Origin of the sequence: Streptomyces cahuitamycinicus (assembly GCF_002891435.1) — a bacterium.
Classification (GTDB): domain Bacteria; phylum Actinomycetota; class Actinomycetes; order Streptomycetales; family Streptomycetaceae; genus Streptomyces; species Streptomyces cahuitamycinicus.
Genome location: NZ_POUC01000238.1, coordinates 1 through 12,271, shown reverse-complemented (window position 1 = coordinate 12,271; position 12,271 = coordinate 1). Strand labels below are relative to the sequence as shown.

At 67.9% G+C, this 12,271-nt stretch carries 9 protein-coding genes; 7 read left to right on the top strand and 2 right to left on the bottom strand.

From position 1 onward, the window contains the following. From gad to C1J00_RS27085, 6 genes are all read left to right on the top strand, one after another. Positions 1 to 1,322 (top strand): glutamate decarboxylase (gene gad, locus C1J00_RS27110; RefSeq protein WP_102911643.1); only part of this gene is annotated, 1,322 nt, incomplete at its 5' end. A gap of 297 nt (positions 1,323 to 1,619) precedes the next feature. Further along, complete coding sequence (locus tag C1J00_RS27105) at positions 1,620 to 2,294, top strand: hypothetical protein (RefSeq protein ID WP_146046263.1); 675 nt, start codon at positions 1,620 to 1,622, stop codon at positions 2,292 to 2,294. A 28-nt stretch (positions 2,295 to 2,322) separates the two neighbouring features. Next, positions 2,323 to 4,590 carry an N-6 DNA methylase family protein gene (locus C1J00_RS27100; RefSeq protein ID WP_102911641.1) on the top strand — a complete coding sequence of 756 codons (2,268 nt, stop codon included), beginning with the start codon at positions 2,323 to 2,325 and terminating at the stop codon, positions 4,588 to 4,590. A gap of 111 nt (positions 4,591 to 4,701) precedes the next feature. Then, positions 4,702 to 6,351 (top strand): class I SAM-dependent DNA methyltransferase, encoded by a 1,650-nt coding sequence (locus C1J00_RS27095; RefSeq protein WP_102911640.1) that lies wholly within the window; start codon positions 4,702 to 4,704, stop codon positions 6,349 to 6,351. Continuing rightward, positions 6,351 to 7,544 (top strand): restriction endonuclease subunit S, encoded by a 1,194-nt coding sequence (locus C1J00_RS27090; RefSeq protein ID WP_102911639.1) that lies wholly within the window; start codon positions 6,351 to 6,353, stop codon positions 7,542 to 7,544. The genes C1J00_RS27095 and C1J00_RS27090 overlap by 1 nt, the downstream gene beginning before the upstream one ends. Continuing rightward, complete coding sequence (locus C1J00_RS27085; protein WP_102911638.1) at positions 7,541 to 10,816, top strand: type I restriction endonuclease subunit R; 3,276 nt, start codon at positions 7,541 to 7,543, stop codon at positions 10,814 to 10,816. The genes C1J00_RS27090 and C1J00_RS27085 overlap by 4 nt, the downstream gene beginning before the upstream one ends. Before the next feature lie 12 nt (positions 10,817 to 10,828). Here C1J00_RS27085 and C1J00_RS27080 read toward each other — a convergent pair whose 3' ends face one another. Next, entirely contained in the window at positions 10,829 to 11,017 is a 189-nt protein-coding gene (locus C1J00_RS27080; RefSeq protein WP_342751756.1) for a DUF397 domain-containing protein, read from the bottom strand. Continuing rightward, positions 11,001 to 11,837, bottom strand: coding sequence for a helix-turn-helix domain-containing protein (locus C1J00_RS27075; protein WP_102911636.1), 837 nt, complete (start codon positions 11,835 to 11,837; stop codon positions 11,001 to 11,003). The genes C1J00_RS27080 and C1J00_RS27075 overlap by 17 nt, the downstream gene beginning before the upstream one ends. Positions 11,838 to 11,958: 121 nt before the next feature. On the opposite strand from C1J00_RS27075, the gene C1J00_RS27070 reads away from it, so the two are divergent. Next, on the top strand, positions 11,959 to 12,271 hold a 313-nt coding region (locus C1J00_RS27070), incomplete at its 3' end, for a hypothetical protein (RefSeq protein WP_102911635.1).

The following is a 12,271-nucleotide window of genomic DNA, read 5'->3' as shown; positions in this document are numbered from 1 at the left end:
ACATGGCCGAGGCCCCGCCCACCCACCGGCTCCCGGACCAGCCCATGGCACCGGCGACCGCCCACCAGCTGGTGCGCGACGAGCTGATGCTGGACGGCAACGCGCGGCTGAACCTCGCCACCTTCGTCACCACGTGGATGGAGCCGGAGGCCGGGGTGCTGATGGCGGAGTGCCGGGACAAGAACATGATCGACAAGGACGAGTACCCGCGCACCGCCGAGCTGGAGCGGCGCTGCGTGGCGATGCTCGCCGACCTGTGGAACGCGCCCGACCCGGCGACGGCCGTGGGGTGTTCGACGACCGGGTCGAGCGAGGCGTGCATGCTCGCCGGGATGGCCCTGAAGCGGCGCTGGGCGAAACGCAACGCCGACCGCTATCCGGGGGCCCGGCCCAACCTGGTCATGGGTGTCAACGTGCAGGTCTGCTGGGAGAAGTTCTGCAACTTCTGGGAGGTGGAGGCCAGGCTGGTGCCCATGGAGGGCGAGCGGTTCCACCTCGACCCGCAGGCCGCGGCCGAGTTGTGCGACGAGAACACCATCGGCGTCGTCGGCATCCTCGGCTCGACCTTCGACGGGTCCTACGAGCCGATCGCGGACCTGTGCGCGGCGCTGGACGCGTTGCGGGAACGGACCGGTCTTGACGTCCCGGTGCACGTGGACGGGGCGTCCGGGGCCATGGTCGCGCCCTTCCTCGACGAGGACCTGGTGTGGGACTTCCGGCTGCCGAGGGTGACGTCGATCAACACCTCGGGGCACAAGTACGGGTTGGTCTACCCGGGCGTCGGCTGGGCGCTGTGGCGGGACGCGGAGGCGCTGCCGGAGGAGCTGGTGTTCCGGGTGAACTACCTGGGCGGCGACATGCCGACGTTCGCGCTCAACTTCTCCCGGCCGGGCGCGCAGGTCGTGGCGCAGTACTACACGTTCCTGCGGCTGGGCCGGGAGGGCTACCGGGTCGTCCAGCAGGCCGCGCGGGACGTGGCCACGGAGCTGGCCGGGCGGGTCGAGGCGCTCGGCGACTTCCGGCTGCTGACCCGGGGCGACGAACTGCCGGTGTTCGCCTTCACCACCGCACCGGACGTGACGGCGTACGACGTCTTCGACGTGTCCCGGCGGCTGCGCGAGAGCGGCTGGCTGGTGCCCGCGTACACCTTCCCGCCGAACCGGGAGGACCTGTCCGTGCTGCGGGTGGTGTGCCGCAACGGCTTCTCCGCCGACCTCGCGGAGCTCCTCGCGCAGGACCTGGAGCGGCTGCTGCCGGACCTGCGCCGGCAGCCGCGCCCGCTGACCGAGGACAGGGGCGCGGCGACCGGGTTCCACCACTAGCCGGGGCTTGCTGCACTCGTACCCCCTGCAGGTAGATGCACTCGCAGCGGCAGCTTCTGAGAACCCCCCTTCTCAGAAGCTGCTGGACATCTACTATCCCGCGTCGTACTGTGGTCTGCGTTCAAGCGGAGAAGTCAGTCAGGAACTGGCGGCAGCGGCACCCACCCCCGCATGCCCCAGGACACCTTCCCACGTCCGGACATAGCTGTGCCCCGGGCTGTGTGCAAAGCAGTGACAGTACTCCGGGGCTCACGCCTCCGAAGGTAACACGGAACCGTTCGTTCAGGGGGCACAGTGGTGACGGAGGAAGAGGTCAAGCGGATCGCGGACGCGATCTCGGCCGAGAGGTTCCAGCCGTATCTCGACGAGTGCGGCGGGGACCCTCTCGTCGCCCTGCGGCTCTACTGCTGGGACGGTGAGGCGTCGCGCGCGTTCCTGAGCGCGCTCCGCGACTTCGAGGTCTCGATGCGCAACGCCTTCCATTCCAGGCTGGCCGGGCGCTACGGCCGCTCCGACTGGTGGGACTCCCCGCGAGTCCGGCTGACGACGAAGGGTCTCCAGCAGGTCCGCAGCGCCAAGCTCGCCCTCCAGCAGGAGCTGGGGGCGGGCGTCACCCCCGACGACATGGTCGCCAAGCTCACGCTCGGCTTCTGGGTCGGCCTGACCGGTCGAGGCCAGAACTACGAGATGCAGTTCTGGAACCCCGCTCTCCGGCACGCGTTCCATGGCTACCGGGGCCGGCGCGGCGCGCTCCAGCAGCAGCTGGACCATGTACGCCGTTTCCGCAACCGCATCGGTCACCACGAGCGCATCTGCCACCGACATCTGGAGAAGGACTACGAGACGCTGCTCAGGCTCCTGGAGTACGTGTCGCCCGAGAAGGCGGCGCTGCACCGGCAGTTCAGCCAGGTCCCCGAGGTGCTCGCCCGCAAGCCGCTCGTGCTGGCCGGTGCCGAGCAGATCCGGCTGTGAGGTCGTGTCCCGGCCCAATCCCACGTACATGTCCTGGAAGCGCACAGCCGCGCCCGAGCCCGGGTCCGCGCCGGTCCCGTCCCACGCCCCGGTCTCGCTCGGTGAGATCAAGGAACTCGCCGGGGTGGGCCGCCCCACCGTCAGCAACTGGCGGCGGCGGTTCTCACGGGAGGTCGTGGGCGGCCCCGGCGATTCCCGACTCCCCTTCCCCGACCCACTGACGGGGGCGGGCAGCGAGAGCAAGCCGCTCTTCGACGCGGCCGAGATCGCCGACTGGCTCGACCTGCGCACCGTCCCCGACGCCGAACCCGACGAGGGCGGTCACCTCGAAACGTACGGCGACCGCTTCCGCCGCGCCCTGCGGCTGCGCGGCCTGGTCGCGCTCAAACACCGGCTGGGCTCGGCGGAGACGCTGATCTCACAGGCGCTCGCCGTCATCGCGATGTCCGCCGAGGGCAAGCACTGGATCACCGAGGCGCTCCCCGCGGAACTCCTCGCGGAGTACGAGGCGGCCGACCCTGATGTCGTCCGCGCCGCTCATGAGCTCATGGACGAGATCGGCGCACCCGGCTGGGCGGCCGACGCACTGCTCGGCCTAGACGACGAGGGCCTGGAGATCGCCAGACGGCTCGAATCCGACCTCGTCATGGACATCACGCCCCGGGGAGTCGTCGCACTGGTCGCCGCGCTGATCGGTCCCAACGAGGGCGGCCCGGACCAGCGTTCGACGATCAGCCTGTGCGCGGGACTCGGGGAGTTGCTGCTCGGGATGGGCGGTGGACCATACGAAGGTCTCCGGGGACACGGCGAACTCGTGGCCGTGGAACCCGATCCCCTGCTGCGCAAGCTGCTGCGCTACCGGCTCCTCAGCTACGAGGCCGGAGCCGCCGACGTCTGCTCCTCTCCTTCTGACCTCGACACCCTGCGCGCCTGGAACCAGGCCCCCGTCGAGCCGCACGACTTCTCGACCGCCGACCTGGTGCTGGCCGATCCGCCCTATGTGTCGGGTGAGCGGGAACGGGACGCCGAGGGCCCGCTGTGGTGGGCGCTGGAAGCCGTGCGCCGGCTGCGGCCGGAGGGCCGCGCCTACGTCGTCGTCCCCACGTGGACACTGACCCGCACCAGCGGGACCGGCCCGACATCCATGCGCACGGCGACGATCAGCACGCGCGATTCCCTGCTGGACAGAGGCTGCGTGGAAGCGATCGTCCAGCTCCCGCGCCGCATCCATCCGTTCCGTACGGGGGCGGAGTTCGCGCTTCTGGTGCTGCGCCCCCCGTCGTCAGAACCCCGCTCGGTACTCCTCGTCGACGCCGACCGCATCGCCCAGCGGGCGGGCGGGAAGGCCGGGACGTGGATCGAACAGGTGGTGGGGCTAACACGCCCCGGAGTGGTTCCCGAGCCCGGCGAGGAGCGGCCGAAGCGGGACGACGCCTACGACCCTCAGGACGCACAGCGTGTCAATGTACGGACGTCCGGCCCCGGCCGCGAGCAACTGCTGGACAACCGCTCGGTTCTGCCCGCCCACCGGCTGGCGGCGCCCGAGACGCGCGTCGACCACTTCGAGGAGACGCTCACCGCGCGCCGCGCCGTCGCCGTCGCCCTTCCCCGCCTGCGGGACTGGGTGGGCGACATGAACATCAGCCGACGGGACACGCACACGCCGATTCGGTACCGGAAGCTCGACGTCCTCCTGAAGGCGGGCCAGTTGAAGCTGCTCAACGGGCATCGTGTCAAGACGGAGCACATCGGCGAAGCGGGCCTGCCGGTCGTCGGGCGCGAGGAGATGCTCGGCGAACTTCCGGTTGGGGCGCGGTGTATCGCTCCTGAGGACCTCGCGGCCTACCCGTCGGCCAAGGTCACCGATCTGGGTGACGTGCTGCTGCTCGCCGAACACGGCGTGCGCTGCCTGGTCGACACGGTCGGCGGGTGTGTGCTGCTGTCACCCGTGCAGGGGTTGCGCATCACTGCGTACCGGGAGCATGTGCGGGATGTCACCCGGGGCGGTCCGGGGCATTCCACTGAATTGTGGATGCGTCCGCACTCCCTGGCCCGTCTCCTCCAGGCGCCGCGCAACCAGCATCGGGGCAGTGGTTCGCTTGTTCGACGGGTGAGCGTGCGCGACATGGATCTGCCGCAGCTGGCGCCGGAGGAGATCGCCGAACTGGAGGCGATCCTGATCGAGGCGGAGCGGCTGCGGGCCGAAGTACGCAGGCAATTGGAGGCGTTGGACCGGCTCGCGGAGCGGGTCTCGGCCGGGGTCGCCGACGGGGAGCTGGCGTTGCGGAGGCAGTGACGGGGGTCTGGTGGGAACAGGGGTGATCCGGCGCGGTCGGAGCTGGTGTCGGGTGCGCAGCAGTGCTGCGCGGTGAGTGTTTCGCAGTGAGTCGAGAGAAGTGAGGGTCCCGTGCCGCCACGGAAGAAGAAGGAAGCCAAGCCGGAGGACATGAAGTCCATCCTCTGGAAGTCCGCCGACAAGCTGCGCGGAAGCCTGGACGCCGCCGAGTACAAGCACTTCGTGCTCGGGCTGGTGTTCCTGAAGTACGTGTCGGCCGCCATGGAGGAGAAGCGGGCGCACCTGGAGGAGGGACTGCGGCCCGGGGGCTGGCTGCTGGAGGAACTCGGTTTCGACGGAGAGCCCCCGGCCTCCGCGATCCCGCAGATCCTGGAGGACCGTGAGCTCTACACCGGCGCCGGCATCTTCTACGTCCCGCCGACGGCCCGTTGGGAAACCGTCCTGGAGCGCGCCAAGGGCACACTCGACGACCCGACCCTCGGCAAGGTCATCGACATGGCCATGGAGACGATCGAGAAGGTCAACACGTCTTTGAAGAAGGGCACGCTGCCGCAGCAGTACAACAGCGGCCGCGTCGACGAGACCACCCTCGCCGGCCTGGTCAAGCTGCTCGACCGGCTCACCTTCCAGGCCCAGGTGGGCGAGGACGGTCAGCGGGTCGGGGCGCGGGACCTCATGGGGGAGGTGTACGAGTACTTCCTCGAGCAGTTCGCCCTCCAGGAGGGCCGCAAGGGCGGCGAGTACTTCACCCCGCCGAGCGTGGTGAAACTCCTCGTGGAGATGCTGGAGCCGGAGGAGGGCGAGCGGGTTCTCGACCCGGCGTGCGGCTCGGGCGGCATGTTCGTGCAGGCGGAGAGGTTCGTGGAGACGCATGGCGGCGACCGCATGAACGTCGGCGTGTACGGCCAGGAACGCAACCTCACGACCTGGCGCCTGGCCCACATGAACCTCGCGATCCACGGAATCGAGGCCGACCTCGGCGAGGGCCCGGCCGACTCCTTCCGCGACGACCAGCACGGCGACCTGCGTGCCGACGTGGTCATGGCCAATCCGCCGTTCAACATCTCCGACTGGGGCGGGGAACTGCTGGGCGTCGACGACCGGTGGACGTACGGCACCCCGCCGGTCGGCAACGCGAACTTCGCGTGGATCCAGCACATGGTCAGCCACTTCGCGCCGGGTGGCCGTGCGGGCATCGTCCTCGCGAACGGCTCCATGAGCAGCAAGTCGGGCGGCGAGGGCGACATCCGGCGCGCGATGGTCGAGGACGACCTGGTGGCGTGCATGGTGGCGCTGCCGGGCCAGCTGTTCCGGTCGACGCAGATCCCGGCGTGCCTGTGGTTCCTCGGGGAGGGCAAGGGCCGGCATTCGAAGTGGGTGCGAGGCCGGAAGGGCGAGGTGCTGTTCATCGACGCTCGGGAGATGGGCGTGATGTCCTCGCGCACAGAGAAGGTGCTGACGGATGAGGAACTGACCCGTATCGCGGGGACGTTCAGAGCCTGGCGAGGCGCGGAGGGCCCGGGCGTCGGGACGTACGAGGACGTTCCCGGGTTCTGCCGGAGCGTGCCCCTGGAGGAGCTGCGCGGGCACGAGTTCGTGTTGACGCCGAGGCGGTACGTGGGGACCGCGGAACCGGAAGAGGATCCGGACGCGGAGCCGGTGGCGGAACGGGTGGCCCGGCTGAGCAAGGAGCTGTTCGGGCTGTTCGAGGAATCGGGGCGGCTGGAGGCTGTGGTGCGTGAGCAGTTGGGGAGGATGTGATGGGAAAAACACTGGGCGACATTTGCGAATTGATTGTCGACAGCGAGCACAAGACGGCTCCATCCGCTAACCCAGGAACGACATACGGATATTCGATTGGCACGCCCCACATCCGGAACGGTCGAATCCTGTTCGATACCGCGATCCCGGTTGACGAAAAGACATACTCAGAATGGACAGAGCGTGAAACTCCCCAAGAGGGAGATCTTATCCTCACCCGCGAGGCACCCGTAGGCCAGGTGGGACGAATTGACGCCGGTCAACGAGTGTGCCTCAGGCAGCGAACCGTCCTCCTTCGCCCAGCCTCGGAGCACGTCAACTCGCGATACCTTCTGTACGCACTCATGGCGCCACCCATCCAAGATCGGATGCACGCCAGAGCAGCAGGATCAACCGTTCCGCATCTAAATATCAAAGACGTTCGCTCTCTTGACATCGGACGCATCCCCGCAATGACGGAGCAGCGGGCCATCGCCGAAGTTCTCGGCGTCCTGGACGACAAGATCGCCGTCAACGAGCGAATCGCCGAAACCGCCATGGAGCTGGCTCAGGCTCGCTACGCCCTCACACCCGCCACAGCACAGACGCGTATTGGAGACATCGCCACAGTCTTCGATGGCCCGCACGCCACACCGCAAAAGACGCCACACGGACCGTGGTTCCTGAGCATCAGCAGTCTGAAGGGAGGCGTGCTGGACCTGGCAGAGTCCGCACATCTCTCTGACATCGACTTCCCTCGCTGGACAAAGCGTGTGCAGCCACAGGAGGGCGACGTGCTGTTCTCCTACGAGACGCGGCTTGGAGAAGCCGCCCTCATGCCTGCAGGGATCCGGGCATGCCTCGGTCGCCGCATGGGGCTCTTGCGTCCACGAAGTACGTCTGTGAACGGCGCCTTGCTGCTACACGCCTACCTGAGCTGCGAATTTCAAGAAGAAATCAGGCGACGCACCGTCCATGGTGCCACTGTCGACCGTATCCCACTCAAAGAAATGCCTTCGTGGCCTATTTCACTGCCTGCTGATAACGATCGGCAGGATCTGGTCGCGGCTCTTAACGCACTACACACCGAAATCACGCATACCGCAGACGAGAACCGCGTCCTCACCGAACTCCGCGACACCCTCCTCCCCCAACTGGTGACCGGCAAGCTCCGTATCAAGGACGCCGAACAAGCCGTGGAGGACGCCGTATGAGCGTGGACCCCGAGGAGCAGCCGCACCCTGCCTCCGAAGCCGCCGCCTCCCACGCCGAGGCGCTCACCTTCTCCGAGAAGGACTGGGAGCACATCGCGCTGGAGCAGCTCGCGGAGTTCGGTTGGCTGCATGTCGACGGGAAGGACCTCGGGCCCGCTCACGGGCACCGCAAGTCCTGGGACGACCTGGTCCTCTATCCTCGCCTGCGCACCGCCATCGTCACCCGCTATCCCCACCTGCCCGAGACGGCGGTCACCGCCGCCATCGACGAGTTGCTGAAGCCGTCCCCCGGCTCGGACGTCCGCCAGAACTGGCTGTTCTACCGCCGCCTCACCATGGACGCCGTGAAGGTGTCCTACCGGGACCCGCTCACCGACACCGACAGGCACGAGACCGTCCGCGTCGTCGACTTCACCAACCCCCACGGCAACGACCTCGTCGCCGCCTCCCAGGTCCGCGTACGCAGCAACTCCCGCGGCCGGGAGTTCGTTTTCGACATCGTCCTGTATGTCAACGGACTCCCCCTCGGCATCATCGAGTTGAAGAAGGCCAGCGGCCCCGACGACTCCCGCAAGGCCTACGACCAGATTCAGAACTACCGGCGGGAGCTACGCAACGACGGCCTCTTCAGGACCCTGCTGCTCGCCGTGGCCAGCGACGGCATAACCGCCCGCCTCGGCACCCCTTTCACGCCCTGGCAGCACATGGCCCCCTGGCACGCCGACGAGGACGGGACCCTGCTCCGCAAGAAGGAGTGGCAGGACGGACGCGCCCTGGAGCGCATGATCCAGGGCCCGCTCGAACCCGACCGCTTCCTGGACCTGATCGGCTCCTACCTCTCCTATTCCGCCGAAGGCATCGGTGCCGACGTCGACACCGTCAAGCTCGCGAAGGCTCACCAGTACTTCGCCGTTCGCGAGGCCGTGGCCGCCACCGAATCGGCCGCCGCGACGGACGGCAAGGCGGGCGTCGTCTGGCACACGCAAGGCGCGGGCAAGAGCGAGGAGATGCTGTTCTACACCGGCAAGGTGGTTCGCACGCCCGAGCTGTCTAACCCGACGGTCCTGCTCCTCACCGACCGTATCGACCTCGACACCCAGCTCTTCGGCACCTTCGCCAGGAGCCACAGCCTCCACCGGATCGCCGGCGAGCCCGACAAGGCCCACAACGCCAAAGAGCTCAAGGACCTCCTCACCCGGGACACCAGCGGCGGCGGTGTCGTCTTCAGCACCCTCCAGAAGTTCCGCGTGAGCCAGGCCGAGCGGAAGGCCGGCGCCCGGCACCCCGTCATATCCCCCCGCCGCGACATCATCGTCATCGTCGACGAGGCCCACCGCAGTCACTACGACTTCGAGGACGGCTTCGCCCGCAACCTCCGCGACGCCCTCCCCCACGCCACCTTCATCGCCTTCACCGGCACCCCCATCGACAACGCCACCGGCAGTACCGAGGGTGTCTTCGGCCCGACCATCCACACCTACGACCTCACCCAGGCCGTGGACGACGGCGCCACCGTCCCCGTCTACTACGAGGCGATCCTCCACAAGGTCAAGCTGAAGGGCGGGCTCCCCGACGACGTCGACCTCGACGACCTCGACGCGCAGGCAGAGGGCCTGGTGGAGGGGCTGACCGAGGCGGAACAGAAGCGCGCCCGCCGCCGGTTCGGCGCCTTCGAGGACCTCATCGGCGCCCACGAGCGGATAGAGGACCTTTCGAAGACGATCCTTGAACACTGGGACCACCGCCGCAAGGAGATGATCAAGCTCACCGGCCGCCCCGGCAAAGGCATGATCGTGTGCTCCTCCCGCGCCATCGCCGCCCGGCTCTTCGAGGCCATCGCCCGCCGCCGCCCGGAGTGGACCGGCGAACGGGACCCGGACAGCGGCCTCTACCCGGACGACACCGGCAAGGTACGTGTCGTCTTCACCGGCAACCCCGGCCACGACGACGAGGAAGTCGCCGACTACGTCCGAACCCCCACCCAGCTCAAGCGCATCCAGAAGCGAGTGGTGGACAAGGAGGAGAAGGACGAGCTCGAACTCGTCATCGTCCAGTCCCTCTGGCTCACCGGCTTCGACGCCCCGCCCCTCCACACCCTCTACCTCGACCGCCGGATGCGCGGCGCGGCCCTCATGCAGGCCATCGCCCGGGTCAACCGCACCTGGGGCGAGAAGCCCTCGGGTCTCGTCGTCGACTTCCTCGGCGTGGCCCAGGAACTCACCGACGCCCTCCGTGAGTACTCCACCCCCGACCAGGAGAACCGGACCATCGGCGCCCCTGTCGAAGAGGCGTGCGCGGCCGTACGGCGCACCCACCAGCGGATCGGGGAAGTCCTGCGCCCTTGTCCCTGGCGGGCAACCCTCGACGCCCACGGCTACAAGGAAGCCCTCTACGACGTTCTCGAATTCCTCAAGGAAGCCGAACCGGACCTGGAGCCCGGCAAACCCACCCGGCACCAACTGTTCATGCACCACTCGCAGTTGCTGTCCCGGTCCTTCTCCCTCTGCTCCACCCACCCGGACGTCCAGGACCTCCTCCCCGACATCCGGTTCTACTCCTCCGTCCGCACATCTCGCCAGAAGCTCACCGCCGACGACCGCCACGTCGACGGACTCGCCACCGAGGCCGACGTGAACCGGCTCGTCAGGCAGCTCAACGCCGAGGTCGTCGCCGCCGACGGTGTCGTCGACATCTACGACGCCGCCGGGCTCACCAAGCCCGACCTGTCCCACCTGGGCGAGGACTTCGTCCAGCAGATGCGGGCCAGCCGGCACCCCAACCTTGCCATCGAGGCCCTGCGGCGCGCCATCAAGAAGGAGATCAGGGACGCCCACCCCGGCAACGTCGTACGCCAGAGGACCTTCACCGAGAAGATGCAGGCGGTCATGAACCGCTACCACAACGGCCTCCTCAGCTCCGCCGAGGTCATGGACCTGCTCGTCGAACTGGCCCGCACGATCTCCGCCGACCGGTCACGGGCCGAGGAGCTCGGTCTGACGGAGGACGAGCTGGCCTTCTACGACGCTGTCGCCGACAACCCCTCCGCCCTGGAACTGGGCCAGGGCGTTCTCGCCGAGATCGCCCACAAGCTGTGCGAACTCGTCCGCAAGGACGTCACCGTCGACTGGCGGGTCAAAGGCCAGGCCCGTGACCGCATCCGGGGCAAGGTGAAACTCCTGCTCCGCCTCTACGGCTACCCGCCGGACCAGGCCCCGGACGCGATCGACCGCGTACTGAAGCAGACGGAGGTCAAGGCGGACGAGTGGACGTGAACCGACGGGCGGTCAGGAGAGGAAGCCACCACTCCTGATCGCCGTGACGAACGTCGACCAGGCGGGCCCCGGAACGATCAGTGCGGGTCCCTGAGGGTTCTTGGAGTCGCGTACGGGAACACCCCGGCGGTGGCCATCGAGGACTTCGAGGCAGCTGCCGCCCTGGTCGTTGCTGTAGGAGGACCTACGCCACCCCTCCATTGCCGCTGTGCTCGGTATGACTCGGTCGGTCATAGCGTTCGCAGTCCCTTGCTGTCGCCCTGAGCAGAGCCAGGGATTCCTTCAGAGGAAGGGCGTTGCCCAGCGCGAAATCGTAGCGATGCTGGATTTCCTGGACGATGGACGGGGAGTCATGGACTCTTCCCATCCACAGACCCTCACCGTAGGCCACCGGCGGCTGGTCCTCGAACCACATCAGCGTGAGCATGTTACTCAGGAGCGGGTGTGCCCCCAGGGCAAACGGCAAGACATGCACCTGGATCCGGCCGGTCTCGGCAAGATGCACGAGGTGGTTTAGCTGCTCCGCCATGACACCTGGTCCGCCGATCCGGCGCCGCAGCACCGCCTCGTCCAACAGCGCCCAGACTACGGGCGTGACCGGATCGTCCAGGATCTTCGCCCGCTCAAGGCGTGTGACAACGAGCCTGTCACATTCCTCTTCACTCACAGGAGGGAACGACGTGCTCAGAACCGCACGCGCGTACCTTTTCGTCTGCAGGATGCCCGGGACGAACGACAGAGCGAACTCCCTGATCATCACCGCCTGTTGTTCGAGCAACCGGGCCGCCTCGAAGTAGTCGGCGACCGCCACTTCTTCCTGCGGCAGGAAGCTGCTCAGTACATTCCCCGTGCCCAGCGCGCTATCGAGCCTCCGAGCATCCTCCCGTGACGGCACCCGGCGCCCCGCCTCGATATGCGCGATGTGCGTTCGAGTCATGACCGCCGCCTCGGCCAGCTGCTGTTGCGTCAGCCCCGCCGCCTCGCGCTGTTCCTTGAGCCAGTCGCCGTAGTTGGTGCCCACGAGATCAACTCCTCCGTGACAAATGCTCTGTCACCTCGAACCCCCTGGCGAGCCTAATACGGGTCGTTTCACTCTGTACGTCGATCGCTACACAACGCGACATCGATCACGGAGTCACACCATGTTCGGCCTCATCGCCCGCCTCCTCGAACCGCTGCTCAGCCTCGTCGCCCCAGGTACGGGACGACGGCGGCTCGACGCACGAGACGGATACGAGCCCCCGCCCGCCGAAGGGCCGTCCCCGCGTCAGTTCGGCGCACGCCCCCTCCGCGGTGAGGACCACAACCTCGTGCGCCCCTACGTCATCGCGCACGAACGCCGAGAACAGGAACGGCTCCGACAAGCCCGGCGCCGCTCACTGCTGATCGCCCCGCAGGGCATCCGCATCCACCTGCCCCCGCACTCTCACCCCCACCCGACGCACTGCCTGGGAC

What these genes read in the sequence shown, in the direction of transcription:
- C1J00_RS27100 (WP_102911641.1), top strand. Translation starts at nt 2,323, where the DNA reads ATGTCCTGGAAGCGCACAGCCGCGCCCGAGCCCGGGTCCGCGCCGGTC.
- C1J00_RS27090 (WP_102911639.1), top strand. Translation starts at nt 6,351, where the DNA reads ATGGGAAAAACACTGGGCGACATTTGCGAATTGATTGTCGACAGCGAG.
- C1J00_RS27085 (WP_102911638.1), top strand. Translation starts at nt 7,541, where the DNA reads ATGAGCGTGGACCCCGAGGAGCAGCCGCACCCTGCCTCCGAAGCCGCC.
- C1J00_RS27080 (WP_342751756.1), bottom strand. Translation starts at nt 11,017, where the DNA reads ATGGAGGGGTGGCGTAGGTCCTCCTACAGCAACGACCAGGGCGGCAGC.